At 36.6% G+C, this 25119-nt stretch carries 20 protein-coding genes; 8 read left to right on the top strand and 12 right to left on the bottom strand.

The genetic code is table 11. The features are described from left to right. Position 1 precedes the first annotated feature (1 nt). The 5 genes from MUB18_RS04345 to MUB18_RS04325 are packed head-to-tail and all read right to left on the bottom strand — an operon-like array spanning position 2 to position 6544. Entirely contained in the window at positions 2-1195 is a 1194-nt protein-coding gene (locus MUB18_RS04345) for an AGE family epimerase/isomerase (protein WP_248755087.1), read from the bottom strand. Between the two features lie 3 nt (positions 1196-1198). After that, a complete protein-coding gene (locus MUB18_RS04340) occupies positions 1199-3232 on the bottom strand; it encodes a GDSL-type esterase/lipase family protein (protein ID WP_248755086.1) in 2034 nt (677 codons plus the stop codon). A 22-nt stretch (positions 3233-3254) separates the two neighbouring features. Continuing rightward, a complete protein-coding gene (locus tag MUB18_RS04335) occupies positions 3255-4484 on the bottom strand; it encodes an MFS transporter (RefSeq protein ID WP_045754765.1) in 1230 nt (409 codons plus the stop codon). Positions 4485-4503: 19 nt separating this feature from the next. Beyond that, complete coding sequence (locus MUB18_RS04330) at positions 4504-5619, bottom strand: kelch repeat-containing protein (protein WP_248755085.1); 1116 nt, start codon at positions 5617-5619, stop codon at positions 4504-4506. Position 5620: 1 nt separating this feature from the next. Next, a complete protein-coding gene (locus MUB18_RS04325) occupies positions 5621-6544 on the bottom strand; it encodes a dihydrodipicolinate synthase family protein (protein WP_045754763.1) in 924 nt (307 codons plus the stop codon). Between the two features lie 339 nt (positions 6545-6883). Between MUB18_RS04325 and MUB18_RS04320 the strand changes: the two genes are divergently transcribed. Next, a complete protein-coding gene (locus tag MUB18_RS04320; RefSeq protein WP_094771848.1) occupies positions 6884-7579 on the top strand; it encodes a FadR/GntR family transcriptional regulator in 696 nt (231 codons plus the stop codon). On the opposite strand, the gene xseB is transcribed toward MUB18_RS04320, so the two are convergent. Then, positions 7580-7795, bottom strand: coding sequence for an exodeoxyribonuclease VII small subunit (gene xseB, locus MUB18_RS04315; RefSeq protein ID WP_045754761.1), 216 nt, complete (start codon positions 7793-7795; stop codon positions 7580-7582). After that, positions 7785-9053 carry an exodeoxyribonuclease VII large subunit gene (gene xseA / locus MUB18_RS04310; RefSeq protein WP_248755084.1) on the bottom strand — a complete coding sequence of 423 codons (1269 nt, stop codon included), beginning with the start codon at positions 9051-9053 and terminating at the stop codon, positions 7785-7787. The genes xseB and xseA overlap by 11 nt, the downstream gene beginning before the upstream one ends. A gap of 245 nt (positions 9054-9298) precedes the next feature. On the opposite strand from xseA, the gene MUB18_RS04305 reads away from it, so the two are divergent. Together MUB18_RS04305 and MUB18_RS04300 are read left to right on the top strand one after the other, a co-directional pair. Further along, the gene (locus tag MUB18_RS04305) at positions 9299-11068 is read left to right on the top strand and encodes a serine hydrolase domain-containing protein (RefSeq protein ID WP_248755083.1); all 1770 of its coding nucleotides are present in this window, start codon (positions 9299-9301) and stop codon (positions 11066-11068) included. A 5-nt stretch (positions 11069-11073) separates the two neighbouring features. Then, positions 11074-12231, top strand: a complete 1158-nt coding sequence (locus MUB18_RS04300) for a dipeptidase (protein WP_248755082.1) — start codon at positions 11074-11076, stop codon at positions 12229-12231. Here MUB18_RS04300 and MUB18_RS04295 read toward each other — a convergent pair. From MUB18_RS04295 to MUB18_RS04285, 3 genes are read right to left on the bottom strand one after another with little or no spacing between them, the layout of a single operon-like run. After that, positions 12228-12506 carry a DUF1294 domain-containing protein gene (locus tag MUB18_RS04295; RefSeq protein WP_248755081.1) on the bottom strand — a complete coding sequence of 93 codons (279 nt, stop codon included), beginning with the start codon at positions 12504-12506 and terminating at the stop codon, positions 12228-12230. The genes MUB18_RS04300 and MUB18_RS04295 overlap by 4 nt on opposite strands. A 35-nt stretch (positions 12507-12541) precedes the next feature. Next, positions 12542-13156 (bottom strand): hypothetical protein, encoded by a 615-nt coding sequence (locus tag MUB18_RS04290; RefSeq protein ID WP_248755080.1) that lies wholly within the window; start codon positions 13154-13156, stop codon positions 12542-12544. Beyond that, positions 13156-13656, bottom strand: a complete 501-nt coding sequence (locus MUB18_RS04285) for an RNA polymerase sigma factor (protein WP_045754755.1) — start codon at positions 13654-13656, stop codon at positions 13156-13158. The genes MUB18_RS04290 and MUB18_RS04285 overlap by 1 nt, the downstream gene beginning before the upstream one ends. Before the next feature lie 97 nt (positions 13657-13753). Here MUB18_RS04285 and radA point away from each other — a divergent pair, with 97 nt between their 5' ends. Next, positions 13754-15139, top strand: a complete 1386-nt coding sequence (gene radA, locus MUB18_RS04280; RefSeq protein WP_248755079.1) for a DNA repair protein RadA — start codon at positions 13754-13756, stop codon at positions 15137-15139. Positions 15140-15210: 71 nt separating this feature from the next. Here the strand turns inward: radA and MUB18_RS04275 are convergent, their stop codons facing one another. After that, entirely contained in the window at positions 15211-15891 is a 681-nt protein-coding gene (locus MUB18_RS04275; RefSeq protein WP_045754753.1) for a peroxiredoxin family protein, read from the bottom strand. A gap of 137 nt (positions 15892-16028) precedes the next feature. On the opposite strand from MUB18_RS04275, the gene MUB18_RS04270 reads away from it, so the two are divergent. Further along, on the top strand, positions 16029-17177 hold the full coding sequence (locus MUB18_RS04270; RefSeq protein ID WP_248755078.1) for a methionine aminotransferase: 1149 nt from the start codon (positions 16029-16031) through the stop codon (positions 17175-17177). Positions 17178-17318: 141 nt separating this feature from the next. After that, positions 17319-19238, top strand: a complete 1920-nt coding sequence (gene nagB, locus MUB18_RS04265; RefSeq protein WP_045754751.1) for a glucosamine-6-phosphate deaminase — start codon at positions 17319-17321, stop codon at positions 19236-19238. A gap of 122 nt (positions 19239-19360) precedes the next feature. On the opposite strand, the gene MUB18_RS04260 is transcribed toward nagB, so the two are convergent. Next, positions 19361-20206, bottom strand: coding sequence for a helix-turn-helix domain-containing protein (locus MUB18_RS04260; protein ID WP_248755077.1), 846 nt, complete (start codon positions 20204-20206; stop codon positions 19361-19363). 218 nt (positions 20207-20424) lie between these two features. Here MUB18_RS04260 and MUB18_RS04255 point away from each other — a divergent pair, with 218 nt between their 5' ends. Both MUB18_RS04255 and MUB18_RS04250 read left to right on the top strand, forming a co-directional pair. After that, entirely contained in the window at positions 20425-23472 is a 3048-nt protein-coding gene (locus MUB18_RS04255; protein ID WP_248755076.1) for a SusC/RagA family TonB-linked outer membrane protein, read from the top strand. Between the two features lie 40 nt (positions 23473-23512). Continuing rightward, on the top strand, positions 23513-24994 hold the full coding sequence (locus MUB18_RS04250; RefSeq protein WP_248755075.1) for a SusD/RagB family nutrient-binding outer membrane lipoprotein: 1482 nt from the start codon (positions 23513-23515) through the stop codon (positions 24992-24994). Positions 24995-25119 lie beyond the last annotated feature (125 nt).

Here is a 25119-nt window from a genome sequence, read left to right as displayed (position 1 = left end):
TTTACAGTCCATTATTGTCCTTTATAAAATTGTTTAAAATAGTCCAACAATACCATTCTTGACGTGGCAGGTGAAATGGACCCTTAAATAAATTTCCTTTTGCAGTTTGCGCAATAGATCCATCTCTATGGAGGTATCCAAACCATTCGCCATGTTGCTGATCATGAAATTTATCATAAGCATATTGATGAATTTTTTTGTGCATATCAGCATATTTTTGATTTCCTGTCATCAGATAAGCAAGGAGTGTAGCGATGATTGTTTCATTTTGTGGCCACCAAAACTTCATGTCTTGCCAATATTCCTGAACAGGTTTATCGTATAGATCTCTAAAATAAAGGATACCACCAAACTCTTTGTCCCATCCTCTTTCCCACATATAGTCGAGCATTTTACAACCCAATTGGATGAGTGTTGGATCGTTGTTACGATATTTTGCTTCATGTAAGATAAACCAAGCGCCTTCTATGGCATGTCCCGGATTTAATGTTCTTCCATCAATATGATCAATGATTTCACCAGTAGGGGACACCTGTTCCATGACTACTTTTAAATCGTGTTTTACAAAATTTGATTCTATTTCTTCAATCCAATTTGCAATGGCTTGATCACAACGTGGATCACCAATTGTTTCGCGCAATTGTTGTGCTGTATTGATCATGATCATAGGTGTACCAATGCCTTTTGCGGGTCTCGTGTCTGTGAATTTTGGGGTTAATTTGATTTCTCCGGAAGCATATTGGATGCATTTTCCAAAAATGGAACGTGCCAGATCTGCCGCTTCTTGCGATTTCGAAGCTTTTGCATAGGCTGCAAATGCAATAACAGCAAATGTTTCAGAAAAATAGTACCTTCTTTTTCGGATGGGCTGACCATCTTTGGTGACATGAAAAAACATTTGTCCATCATGATCAAAGCAATGCTTTCGGATAAAATCATAGCCTAATTTAGCTCCTTCTAACCATTCTTCTCGAGGTTCTACGGTATTGTATAGTGTTGCTAATAACCAAGTTGCCCGTCCTTGTATCCATACCGCTTTGTCGTCATCTATTAAACTTCCATCTTGATCACGCATCAATAAAAAGCCTCCTTCTTCATAGTCGAATGATTTGGGAAACCAAAAGGGTACAGTATCTTCTAGAAGCTGTGTTTTATAAAATTTTTCGAGTTGCTCGAGTTGTGTTATAGTATACATAGATTAGTCAATTTTGAAACTGCAGGTAGAAGCAGGTACTGCTGATTCATTTTCCAAGTTTGCAGTGGTGTAAGGTGAATATGCGTAACGAATTTCGGTGATGATAATATGCTCAGGTAAATCGATCGTAACTCGATTTTTCTGAATCGACAAACGCTCAGGTTGATGGGTAAATCCTTGGTTATCGATTAAAATAAATCCTTGTAGAGGTTGATTATTTCTCGTGATGAGTGTTTTACTATTGTTAAAATACACATCAATCGTTTTTTCTTTTTTCTTGTAGTACTTAAACGATGGATAATCCGCATTAATCTGATACTTATAGGTATGTGCTAGAGCCAAGTTAGCTAACCGCTTGCCGATGATCACCTTGTTTTTAGGATGTACATCCAAAGAATCTCCTACATCAGAGGAAATAGCCATATAGGTGTCTTCAATCTGCTGGTTCAACTTGCGCTGACTATCTCTGAATCTTGGCCAAGAAGGACGATTGATACTGGATAGTTGGACATAATAAAAAGGCAGGTGCTGCTGGAGCTGATGACGCCATGAGCTAACCAAGGTTTTAAATAATAGTTCATGGAGCTCAATATTGTGGGCATTGCTTTCTCCTTGATACCATAGAATAGCGGTGAATTGGGTTTTTAACCAATGGACTACTCCTGCTTCAAAGTTGAAAGACGGATCATACGGGTGTCTTTGGTATTTTTGGGTTGCAAGAGCCAGATTTTGATCGGATCGAGTGCGGCAGAAGTCTTGAATAAAATCTGATTTCCTCCAATTGTGTATGTATGTCGCCAATAGATTGTCTTGTTCGAGTGTTCTTCTGTCTATCCAAGACTCTGTATTGGATCCTGGTACATCTAACTCGACGATGCCAATTGGAATATTCGTCTTACTCGAGATTTCAAAGGCAAAAGCATACGCTATGGCTGAAAAATCTGCTTTGTTTTCTTTTGTCGGTAAGCTCCATCTGCCTGAGAAAAAATCTAAATTATTGATCTTTTCTAAAGTAGTTGCATCCCAACTTGTTGCGTTTGTCTGAACTAAATTGGTGTTTTTAAACAGCCTGACCTGAGGAGCATTGATCAGCATGAGGCTGTCTGCTGACAGCGCATGTTTCAATTCAAATGCCATGTTTGATTGTCCGGAAGCCAAGTATACATCGCCAAATAGAACGTCTTTGATTTTAACTTCTTGTTTTTGGGATTCTATTACAATTTCATAGGGACCTCCTGCAGGCATGGATGGTAAAAAAATTGACCAATGACCATTTTCATTCGCTTCTCCTTGGTATACTTTGTTGTTGAAATGGAGAGTTATGCTTTCATGTGAAGAAGCTTTTCCAGCAATTTGATTTTCACGGTTTCGCTGTAAAACCATATGATCCCCAAAATTAAGATCGATTGAAAGTGGCCGCACGACACCTGTCAATGCACGATTCACTTGCTTAGCAATCAGGGTGGCACCTGCGGCATTTGGATGTATATTATCTTCGAATAAATCTATTCTACTTTTCAACCGACCATTGATATCGATCAGTTTTACTTGATTATTTTTAGCAATTTTTGGAATCAGAAGACTGATTTGTTGATACCAGTCTCTTGTTCCTGATAAGAAACGTGGGTGCCCGCTAAAAATAGGAGTGAGTGTACAGATATATATCGAAATATGTGGATTCGTTTTTATCAAATCGCTGATTAGTAAACTGTAATCGTGTTCAAATTCATCACCATAGTTAGGCCAGTTACGCGGATCGGTATCATTTATTCCGAGTGCTATAACTGCGATGTCTGGTTGAAATGCAAGTGCTTGCTTGTATTCCGGTGTTTCGACATAAGGTTTATGCCCTTTACGTAATAAAGTGGCACCGCTAAAACCAAAATTTTGAACATCATAGTTTGACCCTAATAATTCTTGAAGTTGCTCAGGATAGGTTTTATCACCATTTTTTATACCTAATCCTTTGGTAATAGAATCGCCGATGCAGGCAACTTTTTTTTGCGGATACACCATGACTGTACACCATGTGACCATGGTGGTTAGTAGTATTATTTTTCTAATCCAAAGATGCATTTGATTTGGGTTTTAATACTACCAGTTGAACGATGACGACTATGAAAACAATTATGGCTAGGAGGGCAAAGTCTTTTCCTAATTTCCCTTCGTCGGCAGAGCTTCCTAGCACTTTTGTGATGAATGCACCGGCCATAACACCTAACATATTCATGATGCCGTATGCGGTTGCTCGGAATTTACTAGGTACAAATTGACAGAGAATCGGCATATTATTGGCATCAAACATCCCAAAGCCAAAACCGAACATCAATCCAGCTCCAACGACATGAACTATATTTTGTCCATAACCGATTAAGAACATAGCTGGTATGGTCAGTAATAGACCTATTGCAGAGGTATAAATACGGCCTTTTACATTTTTTTGAATCCAGCGATCGGATAATAGACCGCCAAAAATAACTCCCAAGAAGGATGAAATAGCGATAGTAACAGTAGATAGCGGTCCTGCTTGGGACATCGGTATATGGAGGTTATCGGAGAATAATGTTGGTAACCAGTTTTTTGTTGCCCAACCGGGTAAACTTGGTATGGCAAAATAGAATAATATAACCCAAAAGGAGATATTGCTTAATAGCATACCGATGGCTTTGAAACTATTGACCGGTTTTTCTTTTTCATTTGAACTTTTTGTTCTAACAGGAGCTTCGGAGAGAAAGAACATGAGTACTAGAGCATATAATATGCCTATCAAACCAAAGAGTTTGAACGTACTATGCCAAGAGTATGAGCTTGCTAAGGTGGCTCCAAATCCTCCCAATGCCTGACCTGTATATAAACCGGTCATATGGATACCGATCGCTAATGAACGGGACTTATCACTGTGAAAATCCGAAATGAGAGACAGGCCTGCTGGAATGTAGATGGCTTCTGAAATACCCATGATGCCGCGTAAGATCATCAATTCGGGATACGTAGTGGCAAAGCCCATCAACGAAGTGACCAGTGACCAAACGAATAGAGAACCAACAATAAGCCATTTTCGATTAAGTCTGTCCGCTAATATTCCTGAAACAGGACTCATGAGGCCGTATATCCAAAGGAATATTGCCATTAATTGCCCGAATACGGTTGCAGATTGTAATTCGACGATATCAACCTGCATAGTCGGACGCATGGTTGACAGGATTTGCCGATCCATATAGTTTAATAGAGCGACTACCCATAGCAGGCCTACGACGACCCACGGGTAATATTTTTTATTTTTTATCATGATTTGGTTTATATAATAGTTATTGTAATGTACCTGTTAGTATTCCTGCAGATCTAATACCTGCTTTAATTTCCCCCGATGGAATATAAACTTGTTTTTGGTGAAAGACAGCTGTAGTGGTGACCGGCGAACCTACTGGCAAATTGCCAACTTCTTGCCATGTGTTTGATTGTTCATCATACTGCAATATCTTTTTGCTGAATCCTGGATGATTGGACTGTACTATTGCTTTATCGTGTATTAATTTTTCTTTTTTTACCGGATCTGTTTCTTTTGCAATCTCCAATAGGAGGTTTTCGACTTTGTGAAAAGTAATCCCATTATCTCCGCCAATTAAAAATAGGCGACCTTTATCATCTTTGAATCCTGTGCCTGCTGAAAGAGCTTCTGGTAAATCAGCAATTTGAATACATTCTTTTGTTCTTAAATTTATTTTGTAGCATGTCTTGTATAGTGTACTGACAGCATTTACCTGTTTCGTTCGTCCCCCAAACAGGTAAAGAAAGTGATCTTTTGTAAGTGCTACTGTATGCGTTAGCGGATAAGGCAGATTCATGTATTCTTCCCATTGCTGGTCATAGCGATATATTTTATCTGATACCAGGTTTGCATTTTCTCCTCCTATCAGATAGCAATTGTGCTCATCTGAAACGAGGCTTGCATTGCTCAAGGGAAGGGGTAGATCGGCTAATGGTTGAGCGACAAAATTATTTTTTATCTTACTCCAGGTGTAGCGATGAAATTGGGAAGAGGCTCCCTCTTCATTTTCGCCTCCTGCTGTATAAATTCCCTCCTCTTGACTACTGTTTGCGGCATAAGCCGTTGATGTATGAAATGAAACGGTGTCTATCAATTGTAGCTTGTGATCGTGAAGAGAAAAGATGTATGCAGAATGCTGGTATTTTTTTACTCCTCCTTCCCAAGGCATTTTTTCTGGAAAATTAGCACCACCCGCAATCAATAAATGATTTTGGTGAATTCCAACAATGGGGCCAGCCACACCTATTTGAACTTGATCGTTAATAGTTTTGGGTAAAGAGTCTGCCATAGACCAATTGATCTCGGCAACTTTGTTTGTTGTATTGCATTGCATAAATAAGAAAGTGCTTAGGATAAGAGGAATAATTTTCATCATGTTATAACGTTGATTGGAAACTTTGAAAATCTAATGCTGCCACATCAGCTTTAAATTTTTCAAAATCAGTTGTCGTCATATTGCGTACAGGAAGTCTAAATTCGCCGCAATCCAAACCAATTAGTTTCATGTAAGATTTACCGACTGATATACCACCATACTTTCCTAATAATGTGATCATATCGATTGATTTTTGTTGTAATGTGTTTGCTTTCTCAAAATCACCTTGATCATAAGCAGCAATTAATGCTAAATATAGTGGTGCGGCATAATTGTAAGTACTTCCAACTGCTCCTTTAGCTCCAAGGACAAGGGCAGATAGCATGTTTTCATCTCGGCCCCAAAGCATATCATATTTGCGGTCAGCAAAATTAAGACATGATAAGTAATCCATAAAGTCTTCATGGGTATATTTTATACCTGCAAAATTGGGGATTTTGCCGTCAATTGCTTTTAATAAATCGATCATCGCAAAATTTCCTCCAGTCAATACGGGTATATGATAATAATAAAAGGCTGTATGCGGTGCCGCTGAAGCGATTTCTGCGCAACACTTTGCTAACTGATCTATATTTGCCGGTTTGAAATAAAATGGCGAAGTGAAGGATATACCATATAGTCCAAATTCTTCGGCTTTAGCAGCAAGCAAACAGCATTCTTTAATATTTGTACCCCCAACAAGCGTGATCACCTTAAAATCTTTATCCTGCAATGTTGTCTCTGCCCAAGTTTGCATAATAGCGACCCGCTCATCAAAAGTTAATGACACCCCTTCGCCTGTAGATCCACATATAAAGGCGCCCGCAACATGATTCTGTTTCAATAATTCATAATAAGCTGGAATAGCGCCAATGTTAATATCGCCATTGGACAATAATGGAGTAAAAGGTGCTGCAATTAAGCCTTGTAATTTGAGATTATTCATGGATGTAAATATTATATCTTTAGATTTTTTTAGTTAGCAGTATAAAAATAGTATCCTTATTTTTTTATAGCAGAGCAGTGTGCTTACATGGTAAATGATTACATTGTCATATACCGACGATATATCATACATATTCTTGCCTCTGTTTTGAATACAAGCAATGTCTCTACAAAATTGTTTACATGCATACTTTTTATTATTATTCGTCAAAAGCATTATGTCATACATTTAAAACATTAAAATTATTCTTTTATCTCTATTATAGCAAGTAAATGAGAAAAAAAAGTGTAACATTTGTAATGACTTTGATTCAAGTGAAAAATCATAATAAAAAATCCCATGTTAGAGAAATTTGAAAATGTTGATACATCAAGTTTAGTAGACAAAGTAGAAAATCATATTATTGATTTGATTAGGGCTCGTAATATCCAAATTGGAGAATCTCTTCCAAAGGAACTGGAGCTTTCTGAAAGTTTTGGGGTTTCCAGAACTGTTATTAGAGAGGCTTTATTACGGTTGCGTATGGTTGGTTTAATAGAATCTCGCAAGCACAGGGGAGCTGTTTTAACAAATCCAAAGCTGCTATCGCCTTTAAAGAAGATTTTCCACCCAGCGATGTTAGATGATGATACGCTCAAAGATATATTTGAAATGCGACTTGCTCTTGAAGTGGGGATGGCAGAATTGATTTTCGATCGCACATCGGAAGAAGATATAGCTGAATTGGAAGCAATCGTGCGAGTTGAATCAATTAATAGCGATACGCGATCTTTTAAGATTGAAGAAGAGGTTGCTTTTCATGGTAAATTGTATAAGATCTCCGGTAATAAAATGTTAATGGATTTTCAAGAACTCTTGTTACCTATTTTCCAATATGTCCATGACAGCGGTTTATTAAATAGCGATAATGCTTCAAAAGAGTTTATTTCTCATAAAGATCTGATAAAATTATTAAAAAATGGTGATGTAACTTCCTTTAAAGAAGGCATGCGTAAACATTTGGATAATCATTATTACCGTTTATTGAAGCATTAACTATTCATCTTCATCTTCATTGGGGGTCAAGTTTTTTAATAAAAGATTGACCTCCTCCTCTGTGGAGGTGAGCTGTGCTCTGCAAACTTGAATTAATAGAGATGCTCTTTTTATTTTTTCAGATAGGACATCAATATTGGTATTCCCAGTTTCAATTTCCTGTACGATTTGTTCTAACTCCGAAAATGCGTCGGTATAGGTATAATTATTTTCCATTTTTATTGATTTTTTGTGTGATGCTGCTCACCTCACCATCCCAGACTTGAGTTGTGAGTACATCATTCTCATTGATTTGATCTACAGATACCAACAGTTCTCCATTGACTTTGGTGATTGAAAATCCTTTTTGGAGCAGTCGAATAGGATCTGCGAGCTGGATAATTTTTTCAAGATGATCGAGCGTCGTATATTTCTGACGGAAGATGTAGGTTAAATTTGTTTTAATATCTTTTTCAAAGGCAGTCAAATCAATTTTTGATTGTCTTATAGATTGCTGGACAGACCATTTAATGGTTGAGGCAAAGGCTTTTAATTTTTCATTTTCATCTTTAAATATCGCAGTTGTATTTTGCAATATTCGTGCTGTCAATTGATCTAAGGGAATGGCGAAATTATGAAATTTTTGGATTAGGAAATCTGCGAGTTCACTTGGTGTGATCGCATTTTTATAGGCGACCATTTCACTTACTGTAAGGTTGGTGGAGTGTCCAATACCAGTTAATATAGGTAGTGGGAAAATGGCAATAGCTTTTGCCAATAGGTAGTTGTTGTAACTTGATAAGCCTACTTCTCCGCCACCACCGCGGATAATTGCTACTGCATCGTAAGCTTCTGAGCGTTCTGCAATGATGGACAGCTGCCGGATGATTGAAGGAACTGATTTATCTCCTTGCAATAATGCCGGATAAAGTGTTTGCTCAATTTTATATCCCCAAGGATTTTGATTAATAATTTTGTAAAAATCGGATAATCCTTTGCTGGTTTCTACCGAAATAATAGCTAATCGCTTGGGTAGTGTAGGAAAAGGAAGGTTTTTATTTGCATCAAAAATACCTTCTTGCTTCAGTTTATTGATACTGTTTAATTTTTCTTTTTCCAGCTCTCCTAAAGTAAAGGTCGGATCAATATCTACAATCCTAAGACTCAAACCGTACATAGGATCGTAGGAGATACTCGCTTGGAATAACATGGTAATTCCTTCACGCAAAGGTTCTTGAGCTATCTTAAGGAAATGGTTGTTGATTCTTTGATAATCTGCTTTCCATAGGATGGAACGAATCTCAGCTACGATCTTTCCTTCGGTTTTTTCGACTAATTCGGGATAACAGTGCCCAGAATGGGAGTAATGATTCAATTTGTTCATCTCCGCTTTGATCCAATACAAACTCTTATAGCGTTCAGCAATAGTTTTTTGAATGCTTCGAGTTACTTCCAATAAGGAAAAAATGGTTCTGTTTTCTACGACCTCTGGCATAAATCAAACTTAGATAAATTTGCATTTGTATCCAATTATAATCGTGTGAAATATCATAGATTTCATTTTCCGACCATTTTAATAGCTTTAAAATATACTATGCTGCTTGTAAAGCTCTTTTCTATCTTTAATGATTGCAGTGGATCAAAATCGGTCATAATTGAATATTATGGTTACTTGTGCGTTTTTGTGCATGATTGTATAGCTTTTATTTGTACATTTACATATAAACCCTTATTAAACACATGATGATAAATAGAATAAAACTCCTAATTACTGGACTTTTTGCTATTGGCTGTCTCCATACTAATCACTTAAAAGCCCAATACAGATCTTCTATTAAAAATGAAACCGTCCTTTTTAATAATATGGATGCGGTACTTCCTTTAGGTAAATTGGATCAATATAACATGACTATTTGTGCACCTGATTCGAGCTTGTTTAATCAGTTTCAGGAGCAATTATCTCGTTATGCAGGAGTTAATTATGTCGGTTATAAAAATTTTGATGAGCATGTGAAATATAGCAATGTGGTGATCGTCGCAATTAAATCGGAAGAGTTAACGACTTCTTTTGTCGATCAGCTCATGCAGGCGGAACGAAATAATAAAAAAATCATTCTCGCTGTTTTTGGAAAGGGTGACGTATTAGCTATGCTTGATGATTTTAAAAGTCCAATTTTGTGGAATGCACATTTTTCTGATGAAACGCAAAGAAATGCAGCTATGACCATTTTTGGAGGCTTGTCAGCTACTAATAAACTTCAGAAAACATATTCTGCTATTTTTTTAAAGGGTATGGGGGAAGCGACAAGTCAGACGCGTATCCAGTACAGTTTGGCCAAGAATGATGTGCTTAATATCGAGAGGTTAAGTAAGAAAATAGATGCTATCGCTGAAGAGGCAATTGCTCAAAAAGCTACTCCTGGGGCTGTTGTTATGGTGGTCAAGAATGGACAGGTTATTTTTGAAAAAGGTTATGGCTACCATACTTATAGTAAAGAAGTACCAACAACGATACATAACATCTTCGATTTGGCATCTGTGAGTAAAATTGCAGGGACTACACCGGTCATTATGCGCTTGACGGAGCAAGGAATTATTGATTTAAACAAACCTATAGGAGATTATCTTTGGCAGGCTAAATCAACGAATAAAAAAGATATTCTTTTAAAAAGTGTGATGCTCCATGAGGCTGGATTTACACCTTTTATTCCCTTTTATAGAAATTTAAAGCCTGGCGACGTACAACGCAATTATTCATTTACACATAACGTCAAGGTTGCTGATAGTTGTTACTTGCTCAACAATTATTATCGAGATGTGATGTGGCCTGAAATGCTCAACTCTGAAGTGAAGCCAGTAGGCAGTTATGTCTATAGCGATATCAGTATGTATGTCATGAAAGAAGTGGCAGAACATCAAACTGCTATACCGATGCAAGATTATGTACAGGATAATTTCTATCGACCATTAGGGATGCAGACTGCTGGATATAATCCTAGAGAGCGTTTTTCAAAGTCTCAAATTATACCTACTGAACAGGATACATCTTTTAGAAAGGTACTATTACAAGGTTATGTTCATGATCAGGGAGCTGCTATGGCAGGGGGTGTAGCTGGTCATGCTGGATTATTTGCAACAGCTAATGACTTGGCAATTTATGGACAACTTTTACTAAATGAAGGGGAATATGGTGGAGAGCGATATTTTAAATCAGAGACAGTCGAATTGTTTACGTCAAAGCAGTCTGAATCTAGCCGCCGAGGATTGGGTTTTGATCGTTGGGATCCCAATATCAAAAATGAATACCCTTCAAAATTATCAAATTCAAGTGTCTATGGACATACGGGATACACGGGTACTTGCATTTGGATTGATCCAGCAAATCAGCTGATCTATATATTTCTGTCCAATCGCGTTCATCCACAAGTTTCTACAAAATTATTGAATCTCAATATTAGAAGTCGCATTCAAGATGCGATTTATGAAGCGATTCTAGAAGGGAAGAAATAATATTTATGAAAAATTACGTTTTACGATTGGCTTTGATATTATCAGTAATTGGAACTGCGAAAGCGCAAGATTACGGATCGATTCATCAGCAGATGATTGTGGTTGATGGCCATAATGATGTGATCATTACCTCGATTTTAAAAGGGCATGATATCAGTCAGCAATTGATGGTAAATCATACAGATATTCCCAGGTTGATTGTGGGCGGAGTGGATGTTCAAGTTTTTGCGGTTTGGTCTGATGATAAAAAATGGAAATCGGGAGCTTTTAAGCATGCCAATGATCAAATTGATGCTCTGGAGAAGGTATTAGATCAAAACCCAGATCAGATCGAAATGGCTAAAAATAGCGATGAAATCGAACGCATTATAAAATCTGGAAAGATTGCTGCGCTCATTGGTATTGAAGGAGGTAATATGATCGAGGCTGATCTGCAAAATCTAGAAGCTTTGTATAAACGAGGCGCACGATATATGACATTGACTTGGAACTACGATTTGTCTTGGGCAACTGCTGCTGCTCAAGAATCTAAAACAAAGTCAAGGGAAGGAAAAGGATTGTCTGCATTGGGCAAAGAGATTATCAGGAGAATGAATAAACTGGGGATGATGGTGGATTTATCCCACGCTGGAGAGCAAACGTTTTATGATGTATTGGAAATCTCCACAAAACCGGTCTTAGTCTCGCATAGTAATTCTTATTCATTGACCCCGCATTTTCGAAATTTGAAGGATGCCCAATTAGAGGCTTTGAAGAAAAATAGGGGAGTCGTTGGCGTTAATTTCTATTCTGGTTTTCTGGATAAAAATTACGAAAAGCGAGTGAAGAAATTATATAAAAAACAATTTGGAAAGCAAGGTAATTATAGTCTTTCTGCTTCAAGTCAGTATGAGCAATTAACAAGTGAGCATAAGCATGTAGCTAATGTATCCATGTCCTTATTATTGGACCATATTGACTATCTAGTAAAAAAGATAGGCATTGATCACGTAGCTATTGGTTCCGATTACGATGGTATTGAATCGACTCCGCAGGGTTTGGAAGATGTCAGCAAATTTCCGAATTTAACTCACGCTCTTTTGAAGAGGGGGTATGACTCATCTGATATTGCAAAGATCATGGGATTAAACTTTTTAAGAATATTAAAAGAGAATGAAAATTAAACTGAGCCATGGTAGCGGGCATAACCGTAGATTAATCCAATATGTAGCACAGCGATAAAATAAAAGGGAAGCAAAAAGCTTCTCTTTTTTGTTTTATGCCTGAATAATTGCATGGCTGCAAATCCACCTAAGCTTCCGCCAATGATGCAATAGGTGAGAAATGTTTTTTCTGAGATTCTGTTGCTTTTATTTTTAGCTTTTTGCTTGTCTATATAAAAGCTTAAAAAGCTGATGAAATTAATAAATAAAAAATAATAGACTGCAATCTTTTCCATGGTCTGTAAAGGTAGGAAATATAAAATCTTATATTTTACTCCTGTTCTAAACGTGTCAGTTCTTCATAATTATTATTCAGTTTTTTAAGTAATCTTCGATAAACGATTTTGTAATAAAATTTAAAAATAGAAATAAACAAACATGCTACTAAGGTGATCAATACAGCAATAGCAATAACCTTTAAAAAATTTGCTCCCCATTGATTAGCTAGATTGATCTTGCGTATGGCCAATTCTACAAATGATATGAAAAAGGAATACATAATGAAATAGATGTTGAATTTAATGTAATTTTCAACATGTTTTCGTGTTTCTAATATCCTACTTAATAGATTTTTTGTGCTACTGGTGCTCGAGATACTGGTATATGATTTAAAGAAGTTATAGATAAAATATGCTATTGCGCAATAAAAAACTACTTCCGAAGCATAATCTACAAAATGAAAAAACGGTAACTCATCTCTATTTGAACTGGGTAATAGCAAAGATAAAATAATGCCTAAGCTCAGTTCTATGAGACTGATCATAAAGATCCATTTGACGATCGATGTAGAGCTTTTGTGAAGCATGGTTTTAATATCAGTCTGATCTACTTTAATGAAGTTTTCATCCTCTTGCCATTGTTTTTTAAATTGATCCAACTCATCCATTATAAAGCTCCTTTCTTTTTTAAAATCTCTTTTAACTTTGTTTTTGTCCTATTCATTTTTACACGTGCATTTACTTCACTAATTCCTAAGGTCTCAGCAATTTCAGTATAATCTTTATCTTCTAGATAGAGGTATACGAGTGCTTTTTCAATATCATTTAAATGATGTATGGCTTCATATAAATAGCGAAGCTGATCGTCTTTTTGGGGGTCGTATTCTTCATAGGATATCTTTTCTAATGCTTGATCCCAAGGTATGATACTGATCGCTTTTTTCTTGTTTCTAAATAGGGAGATGGCTGTATTCAATCCAATTCTATAGGCCCATGTGCTAAATTTGGCTTCTCCTCTGAATTTGGGATAAGAGTGCCATAGCTGTATCGTTATTTCTTGGAAAAGATCTTTATGTACATCTTCTTGATCTGTGTATATTTTACAGATTTTATGTATAATATTTTGATTTTTTTCTAAAAGGATAACAAACTCTTGTTCCAAATTCATACTTAATGAGTCGATAATTCGCGGTGCTTGTTACAAAATATGGTAAGAATTTTTAATAACCTAAATGTAGAAGTTTAAAAAATGGTAAATTCGTACAATGGCTAAAACAAAATCAGCATATTTCTGTCAAAGTTGTGGATTTGAATCTGCAAAATGGCTGGGACAATGTCCTTCATGTAAACAATGGAATTCTTTAGTGGAGGAAGTTGTCGAGAAATCAGGTTCAAAAGTTCCAGAATGGCGGAGTACTTCGGTGACATCCTCACCTAAACGCGCAAATAAAGCTGCCGTTATCCACGAGATCGTGTATCAAGATGAATCCCGTATCTTAACACCTGATCAGGAATTTAACCGTGTGCTTGGAGGAGGGATTGTTCCGGGGTCTTTGGTCTTGATCGGAGGGGAGCCCGGTATCGGTAAATCGACTTTAATGTTGCAACTCGCGTTATCTATTCCACAGGTGAAGACCTTATATATTTCTGGAGAGGAAAGTGAGCAACAGATCAAAATGCGGGCGGAACGGTTGTCACAATCATCAAATGCAAATTGCTATATCTTAACGGAAACTTCTACTCAGAATATCTTTAAACAGATCGAGGTAGTACAGCCCGATGTGATTGTGATCGACTCCATTCAGACGCTACATTCTTCTCAAATTGAATCTGCCCCCGGGTCGGTATCTCAAGTGCGAGAATGTACTGCTGAGTTGCTGCGTTTTGCAAAAGAAACAAGTACGCCTGTTTTGATTGTTGGTCATATTACTAAAGATGGTTCTATCGCAGGTCCCAAAGTATTGGAACATATGGTCGATACGGTATTGCAATTTGAAGGTGATCGACATCATGTATACCGGATTTTGCGAGCCGTGAAAAATCGTTTTGGTTCTGCCTCCGAACTAGGGATATATGAAATGCAAGGATCGGGACTGCGAGAGGTTTCTAATCCTTCTGAAATCATGATTTCGCAACGAGATGCTCCGGTTAGTGGGGTTTCTATTGCGGCCATGTTAGAGGGGGCACGTCCTATGATGATCGAAGTACAAGCATTGGTCAGTAATTCTGCATTTGGAAACCCACAGCGTACCTCTACTGGATTTGATACCAAAAGATTAAGTATGTTGCTTGCTGTACTGGAAAAGCGCTTTGGCTTTAGGTTGAGCGCGCAAGACGTTTTCTTAAATATTGCTGGCGGATTGCGTGTGGAAGACCCTGCCATAGATTTGGCTGTGATCGTTGCTATTATTTCATCACAACAGGATATTGCTGTAAAAACGAATATCACATTTGCGGGAGAAGTGGGGCTTTCAGGAGAAATTCGTGCCGTAAATCGCATCGAGCAACGCATTGCTGAGGCTGAGAAACTGGGATTTGAAGGTGTTTTTATATCGAAGTTTAATACCAAAGGATTGGATCCTAAAAAGTATAATATCGCGATTCGACCTGTGGCAACATTAGAAGATGTATTTAGAGCCTTGTTTGGATAAGAACAGGAGATATGGTTATAACATACAAAGGAGCGCTTCATAAGCGCTCCTTTGTATGTTATAGATCAAAATTACTTTAGTACTTCTTTCAATTTGTTGTTTAAGTCTTCTCCATGGAGATTTCGTGCAATAATTTTTCCTGTAGGGTCTATTAAAACATTTTGTGGAATAGATTTGACCCCATACAATGTCCCTACATTATTTTGCCAACGTTGTAAGTCGGAGACATGCTTCCAATGTAATTGATCGGTATGGATAGCTTTGATCCACGAGTTTCGATCTCTATCAAAGGATATTCCTAAAATCTCAAAATTTTTGTCTTTAAAGGCCGCATACGTTTTAACTAGATCAGGACTTTCTACTCGACAATCTGGACACCAAGATGCCCAAAAGTCCAACAGCACATATTGACCTTTAAAGTCAGATAAGCTCACGGGATTGCCTGTGGTATCATTTTGCGTGAATGCTGGTGCTTGTTTGCCTATTTCTACCGTAGACAGCGCTTTTAGATATGCTTTAAACTCTTTGCCATCCTTGGAGTTTTTTACCTTTTTACCTAGTGTATTATACAGATTCTGTAATTCTGCATACTCGGGAGTATAACCACCAACTCTTCTCAAATCAATTAATGAGGAAACGGAATCAGGATTTGCTTTGACGCGGGCAATGTAATCCGCTTTCGTGAGTTCCTTTTTTTGAGCTACAGCCAATAATGGTAAGCAGAAAAGGAAATATAAAAATATTTTTTTCATTGTTATTTACGAATTTAGATTACAAATATAATATAATCTATTAATTAGGTAGATTATATTATATTTTTATACATTTATTTTACAATTGTCTATTAACTGTTGCAAAATATTATTTTAGCATTTTATTCTAACTAGCTATGAATTCAAAATTTCAATCTAAGCTTCCTGAGGTGGGTACGACCATATTTAGTAAAATGTCTGCATTAGCACAACAATATGGGGCATTAAATTTGGCACAAGGATTTCCTGATTACGATACTGACCCTGATTTGATTGATTTGGTACACACGTATATGCATACAGGATTTAATCAATATGCGCTAATGCCTGGCGTTTTACCGTTACGTGAAAAAATAGCAGAAAAAGTTTGGAATACACATCAGGTGCATGTCGATGTTAATGATGAGATAACAGTTACATCAGGGGGGACACAAGCTATTTTTACGGCTATTGCTACGGTTGTGAACATAGGTGATGAAGTACTGATTTTTGAACCTGCCTACGACTGCTATGCTCCAACGGTTAAATTATTTGGAGGGAAGGTAATTCCCATAACCCTGTTGGCGCCAGATTTTGCGATCGACTGGGATTATGTGAAGATTTTAGTCAATGGCAAAACGAAATTGATCATTATTAATAATCCGAATAATCCGACTGGTAGGCAGCTAAAACGAGCTGATATTGATGCTTTGACAGCTATTGTTACTTCATCTAATGCATTTATTTTAAGTGATGAGGTATATGAACATCTTGTATTTGACGGTAGAGCGCCAATTTCTTTAGTGGCTTATCCAGTATTGCGGGAAAGAAGTTTTGTGATCGCGTCATTTGGGAAATTATTTCATGTTACGGGCTGGAAAGTAGGTTACTGCATTGCGCCTGTCGAGTTAACACGAGAATTCAGAAAAATTCATCAATATAATGTATTCAGTGTCAATGGGGCAGTGCAAATGGCACTTGCTAAGTATCTGGAAGAAACGAATCGCTATTTAAATTTGGGTCATTTTTTTGAAGAGAAGAGGAATTACTTGGTAAAGGGTATAGCAAATTCAAAATTTACTGTTTTACCGAGTGAAGGAACCTATTTTATAAATGTTGACTATGGTGCTATTTCATCTGAGCATGACTTAAGTTATGCCGAAAGATTGGTGGTTGAAAACAAAGTTGCACTGATCCCTATTTCTGCTTTTTATACATCGAATTTGGATCAATATATTTTGAGAATTTGTTTTGCTAAAAGAACAGAAACACTCACACAAGCAATTGACTTACTTAATAATATCTAGAGGAATGAAGATATAAACGTTTTAGCAATCGTGTGCATTTGCATTTTTGCTATAAACGTTTTAAAATCTTACAAAAAATGGTGGATAAGCTACAATATTTTATAAATTTGTAATTCACCCTATCAATACTATATTCTAATAATGGCTAGATTAAATTTATTGGAAGCAACACGCTTTGAAAAAGTTCCTGTAAGTGTGTATCCTGACCCAAGCACAGCTTCCAAAGTTGTTGCAAAGCGAATTGCGGATATTATCCGTAATAAGCAAAAAAATGGCGAAAATGCAATTTTAGGTCTTGCTACTGGTGCAACACCCGTTAAAGTTTATGCTGAATTAATCCGTTTACATCAAGAGGAAGGTCTAAGTTTTAAAAATGTGATCACATTTAACTTAGATGAGTACTACCCTATGCAACCGGATGCAGCACAAAGCTATGTCACCTTCATGAATAAAAATTTATTTGATCACGTTGACATTGAACGATCAAATATCAATATTCCTGATGGAACATTAGCAACCGACCTCATTAATGCAGCATGCGAGGCATATGAGCAAAAGATTACTGATTTAGGTGGTTTAGATATTCAAATTTTAGGAATTGGACGAACAGGTCACATTGGTTTCAATGAACCGGGATCTGCTCCTAACTCGGGTACACGTGTTGTTACTTTAGATGATTTAACACGTCGTGATGCTTCACGTGATTTTGGAGGTAAAGAGAATGTACCACGTAAGGCAATTACGATGGGTGTTGGTACTATTTTCAAAGCTAGAGAAATTATTTTGATGGCTTGGAGTGGCAACAAGGCTGAAATCATCAAGAAAGCTGTGGAAGGTGAAATTTCATCAGAAATTCCGGCAACTTACTTGCAATTATCCGATCATGTTGAATTCATTTTAGATACAGATTCGGCTTCTTTGTTAACAAGATTTGATTTGCCTTGGTTAGCAGAAGATATTGAGTGGACTCCTGTTTTAGTAAAAAAAGCAGTCGTTTGGTTATCTTTAGAAGTGAAAAAACCGATCCTGAAATTAACAGAAGAGGATTATAACAATCATGGTATGGCTAAGTTAGTGACTCAAACAGGTCCTGCTTATAATATCAATATTCGCATTTTCAATGAATTACAGCATACCATCACGGGCTGGCCAGGAGGAAAACCTAATGTTGATGATTCGCAAAGACCTGAACGTGCTAATCCTGCAAAGAAAACATCAATTGTTTTTTCACCCCATCCAGATGACGATGTGATCTCTATGGGTGGTACCTTTATCCGTCTAGCGGATCAAGGTCATGATGTACACGTTGCGTATCAAACATGTGGTAATACTGCTGTTTGGGATGATGATGTGATTCGTTATTTGGAGTTTGCAGAAGATTTTGCAAAAGAGATGGGTATTGATGCATCTAAAATTGCTGCTTTGTATAAAGAAAGCCGCGATATTTTTGCTACTAAGAAGCCTAATCAAATTGATACAGAGATTGTTCGCAAAATAAAAGCTTTAATTCGTAAAGGTGAGGCTATTGCTGGAGCTCGTTTTGTAGGTCTACCAGATGCCAATATTCATTTCCAAGATTTGCCATTCTACGATAGACAGAAGTTTTCTAAGGATGTTTCTTTTGAAGATGATATCCAACAAACCATGGAGTTGCTACGTCAAGTAAAACCACATCAAGTATTTGCTGCTGGTGACTTTGCAGACCCACATGGTACACATAAAGTTTGTTTTAACATTCTTTATGAAGCATTGAGACGCTTAAAAGCTACTGATGAGTGGACAAAAGATTGTTGGTTATGGTTATACCGCGGAGCTTGGCATGAATATCCTATCCATGAAATCGAAATGGCTGTACCTTTATCTCCACAAGAGGTGTACCGTAAACGTTTAGCGATTTTTAAACATCAGTCTCAAAAAGATCTTCCAGTTTTCCCTGGAGATGATCCTCGCGAATTTTGGGTACGTGCAGAAGACCGTACAAGTGAAACGGCAGAATTATATGATCAATTGGGACTTGCAAACTACGAAGCAATCGAGGCTTTCGTAAGATGGGAATTCTAATTAGATTTATATCTATAAGCAGTCGATCCTTAAAAACTCAATTTTAAGGATCGACTGTTTTTTTTGGTGCTATTAAGCAATAGAATTAAAATATCTTAATTTATTAATAGGACGATTTTGTGCTAAATTAAGATGCTGGCAATATCTTTAGTTGCCGCATAATTTTCTATGAAAACTAAAAATAAATATCTTAATGCATTGGGTGTGTAGCCAAAGAATTTTTTAAAAGCTGTTGTAAAATGGGTGGCATGCTTGTAACCCAGCTGCTGACTGATCGCACTAATCTTAAGATCTCTTTCTTTAATCATTTGTTTAGCCTTATGCATTTTGCATTCGACAATAAAATTGAATACAGTCTTACCATAAAATTGCTTAAAATGCTTTTTGAGATATTGTTCATTGGTGCCGACAGTTCTGGCCAATTGAGGAATCGTGAAGTTCTGATTCAAATTGGACTCAATCAATTCTTTGGCGACTTTTATTTTTTCCATATCGATCACTCTCAATCGAATATTTCCGGGTTCAGATAATAACTCTAAATATGCAACTAGTTTACAGAATATGTTCAGGGATTTGGCTTTGTAAAATGTCGGTATAAGAGCATCTGGAAATTGCGAGTTGATCAGGTCCATCGCGGTGCTATATAGCGATGGGGCATTAAACGTTCTTAATATAGATGAAGATCGAAAGCTTTGTTCTATCTTTTGTTGATGATCGAGCTCAATCTCACTGTGCTGCAGAAATCCAGTTTTAAAAGTCAATATAAAAACCTTAGCGTCTTTTTCTTGCGCGATCAGATAGAGATCTGCACCCTGCGAATAATAAAAACAAGAATGTTGTTCTTTAAGTTCGACCTCCTGTTGATCCAGGATAACAGTACTATTTTTAGCAATTGAAATGATAAGAATAGAACTGTTCTTCTCCGTTTTGATTCGTGAAAAATTATCGCTTAAAGCTAAAAAATTCACTTCATAATTTATATGACTGTATAAGAAGATTATTCCGTTCACTTGATTTATGGTGCGTTTATTAAAATTATGATCAGTTAATTTCGGATTGTTAAGCTTCTTTTTCGGATATCGTAACTCCACTATTTATAATTAATCTAATTTTACAATCGTTTATTTAGACTCGTTCTAAAGTCAAAGATATAAATTTTTACATGTATTAACTAAAAAAGTCAAGGATGATAAAATATTACTTTTCAATTTTACTGCTCCTAATAACTTATTCGTCGGAATTGTGTGCGCAGACTCATGTTACATTGGTCGGACGTGTTTTGGAGCAGCAAACTGACGAGCCGATAAGAGGTGTATCTGTTTCGGTTAAAGGAAATGATCGATCAGGAGCTGTGATTACTGGTTCTCAAGGTACTTTTCGGATTCTTGCACATCAAGGACAAAAATTGATTGTATCGCATGTAGGATATTTGCCAACAGAAATTTTTATTGATAAAGATTGGTCAAATCGAGTTATTTACCTGATGAAGGATAATACATTGCTCTCGGAAGTGGTTGTTACAGGAGCACTTGGGATTAAAAGGCAATCAAGAGAGTTGGGTACATCTGCACAGACTGTCAATAATGAAGATCTTAATTTAGGAAAGGTTGTGAATCCATTGTTAGCATTGTCAAGTAAGGTTGCTGGATTGCGTATAAACGCTACAGATCTTACAACGGGCAAAACTGATCCGGGAATTCAGATCAGACTAAGAGGTACACGTTCTTTAAACCGGTCAAAAAATGACCCTTTATATGTGGTTGATGGTGTTCCACTACCGGATATAACTCGCATAAATCCTAATGATATACAGGATATCACTGTCCTTAAAGGAGCAAATGCTGCTGCACTTTATGGATCTGAAGGTGTTAATGGCGCTATTATGATCACAACAAAATCGGGAAAATCTGATAGAGGTCAAATTAATTTTAGCAATAGCACAACTTTCTCCAACGTGTTCTTATTGCCACCAGCTCAAGTGACATTTGGTCAAGGACAGAATGGAATTTATAGTCCTGTTGCTAATGAATCTTGGGGTGATAAATTTAATGGTGAAGTGCGGGATTTTGGTCTTCCGATTAATGGTGTACAACCGACTAAGCGATATGAAGTGCCTAGTAAAGATAATCGTTTAGGATTTTTTGATACCGGTATTACAATCCAAAATGATCTATCGTTTTCCGGTGGTGATACTGAAAGTTCATATTTTATGTCCTTACAGGATGTTCGTATAAAGGGAATTATTCCTGGGGATAAATCCAGTCGTACCGGAGCTCGATTTAATGGTTCTCGTCGTTTTAATAGACTGAATACATCGTTTAATGTAAATTATGTATTTTTCAAGAACAATACAACAAGTGACGGTCCTTGGCTTTCTGCTTATACTCAGCCTGCAAACATCGATTATAAAGACGCTAGAAATTGGGAAGATCCAAGTTCTCCAAATCACCCCTTAAATTGGTACAACCCAGTTGCAAGTACGAGAAACCCAATTTTCATGGCTGATAATAATAGAAATACATCGGATCAACATACTTTAAACTCAAAATTAGAATTTAATTATGAATTTGCAGATTGGTTTGATGCAACTTACAGAACAGGTCTCTATTTCCAGTCTGAGCCAGGACGTGTGACAAATCGGAAATTAACATCAAGCGTAGCAACAAGGAATATCAATGGATCTGTGAATGATACCCATTCTGGATTTACAAGATTCAATAATGATTTGATATTGAATTTCCATAAGGATTTTGGTGACTTCTCTACTAAATTATTGGTTGGTCAAAATGTCAGAATGGACGACAGAAAACAGATAAATGTAAGTGCATCCAACTTATTGTTTGAAGATATCTATAATCAGGGGTCTAGAACTGGAGAGTTAACTGGAGGTTCTACAATAACAAAATACCGTTCATTGGCAACATATGGAGAGTTTACCGCGGGTTATAAAAATTATTTGTTTTTGACTTTGACAGGAAGAAATGATAAAGTTTCTGTTCTCGATCCCAATAATAATAGTTACTTCTCACCAGGGATAAGTTCTTCTTTTGTGTTTACAGATGCAATCGAAAGTCTGAAGAATAACAGGGTATTAAATTATGGACGAGTTTATTCATCTTACAATAAGACAGGCAACGTTACATTGGATCCTTATAGATTAAATCTAACCTATAGTCAGACTGCAGGATTTCCCTATGGAAGTTTGGTTGGATTTACGCCTTCTCTTTCAGAACCTAATTTGTTAATTAAACCCGAGTTTGTAAAGTCTTATGAAGTCGGACTTCAACTTGGATTCTTTAATAATAGATTAAGTACTGATATTGCTTATGCACATTCCGATTCTGATGGACAGATTTTTAATGCGGGCATATCAAGTGCAACAGGTTTTAATTCTACCATAGTCAATGCAGGACAAATGATCAATAAAACTCTCGAAGTTATGATCAATGGAACTGTAATTAAAAATGATAAATTGAAGTTAGATTTAGGCTTTAATTTTAGTTACACAGATACTAAAGCCAAAAATCTATTTGCAGGGGATGAATTTAACATCTTTAGACAAGCATATGCTCTAAAGGATCATCAGTATCCAACACTTCGCATGACCGACTTTTTGAAAGAAGATGGTAAAATAGTGCTAGATAAGGATGGAAACGTTATTCCTTCAGATGAAGAGGTTGTATTGGGTACGATGGTTCCTCCATATCTTTTTGGTTTTTCCACAAAACTGTCTTATCAGTCATTTACTCTAGGTTTTCAAATAGATTCAAGATTAGGAAGTTGGATGTACTCAGAAGTATTTCCAAGAATGTATGCGGCTGGAACACATATAGAGACGGTGAAATATGATAGACAACCGTTTATCATGCCTAATTCGATGATTCGCCTTGCTGATGGAAGTGTTGTGGACAATACCGATGTATATTCAAAAGGTGACAAAGCTTGGTGGACTGCTTATGGCAATATCCAGACAACTACTGCTGCGAAAGCTGACTATTTGAAATTAAGAGAGCTTTATGTTGGATATGATTTGCCAGCAAAGTTTTTAGCAGGACAAAAATTGTTTAAAAAAGCAAGTATAGGTTTTGTTGGTAACAACTTGTTCATCATTAGACATTCTTCCAATAAAATTGGTGATCCCGAAGCACTGTATAATCAAACGGACGGTTATTCTAGTTTTAGACAAATCCCAACTTCGCGATCAATGGGATTCAATATTAATATGACTTTTTAAAAATACGATAATGAAATACAACATGATAAAGATAGGGTTGATGAGTTTTTTATTATTCGCATCGACCTCTTGCAAAGATTTTTTAGATGTAAATGTTAATCCGAATTCACCAATTAAGGAAAACTTAAGTTTGAATGCCAAACTTCCTGCGGCATTGGTGACATCAGCTGCCTATGAAGCTACTCAATTAAACCTGATCGGTGGTCTTTGGGGAGGATATTGGGGTACTTCAAATGAAGGAATTAGTTCTTTCGGATCTCTTAAAATGTATAATGGTCCAGCCATTAGAGATACTCGTGATGGATTAGCCGTTTGGGAATCGACATATAATAATCTGTTTTATTATAAAGAAATATTAGAACAGGCGGAAATAGAAGATGCTCAATTTTATTCAGGAATAGCCAAGATTATGATGGGCTATCACTTCTTTATCCTTGTTGATTTCTATAATAATGTGCCTTATGAGGATGCCTTAAAAGGATCTGCGATTTTGCACCCAAGCTATGAATCTGGAAAAGATGTGTACAAAAAATCTATAGATCTGATTACTCAAGGTATAGAATCCATTAAAGTTGCGTCTTTGCTTCCGGCAAATGATGATGTATTATTCAAAGGGAATAAAACGAAATGGGCAAAATTTGGAAATACGCTGAAATTAAGAGCGTTGTTAAGACAGTCTGAAGTTGCTAGTCAAGCATCCTATATTACTGAGGAAATCGCTAAAATTGTACAGGAAGGTTCTGGTTTTTTAGAAGAAGATGCTAGTGTAAATCCAGGTTTCTTGAATACAGCTTCGAAGATAAATCCATTTTACGAAACCTACTATCGTAATAATTCTGGAGTGGCTGTAGCTAATTATGCGAATATACGTCCTAGTCAATATCTTATTGGAAAATATAAAGAGTTCAATGATCCGCGATTGGGGCAAAATTATGTGAGCATAAATGGAGATTTTAAAGGGGTTATTTTCGGTGAAAATATGATAAAAGATGAATATGCAGCAGTTAATACTTCAGCTTTAAAAGGACTAAATGAAAATGGAAATCAACCCGCTGGAATCATTAAATCTTTCAATCAGTCTATTGTTTTAATCTCTTTGGCAGAATCTAATTTCTTACGTGCAGAAGCGGTTGAAAGAGATTGGATAACAGGTATAGCAAGTCAGTTGTATCAAAGTGGTATACAAGCATCGTTTAATTATTTATTCAATGTTACTCATTATAATATACAATCTTATATCAATCAGACTAATGTGAATTATGCGTCTGCGACGAACAAGATCGAGCGTATTATCACACAGAAATGGTTATCCTTAAATAATATTAATAACATTCAATCATGGAATGATTTTAGAAGACTGGGATATCCTAACTTTCCTAACTCCGTGTCTTCTCCAGTACCTAATGGGTATCCATTGCGTTTTATGTATCCTGAAACAGAGATCAATACGAATAACCAAAATGTAGTGAGCCAGGGAGACAATGGAGTTTTGACCAATAGGGTATGGTGGGACGCGAATTAAGTATTTCTGATTAAAAAATACTTTCCTAATGAATAGCCGGAGAGATTGTGATCGGGTGATGTTACCTTCCAGATGGGGGAGATTAAATAAAAAATGAAATACTTCCTATATGAATACAAAAAGCC

Source organism: Sphingobacterium sp. PCS056, assembly GCF_023273895.1.
Classification (GTDB): domain Bacteria; phylum Bacteroidota; class Bacteroidia; order Sphingobacteriales; family Sphingobacteriaceae; genus Sphingobacterium.
This window is presented reverse-complemented; position numbering and strand designations above follow the sequence as displayed.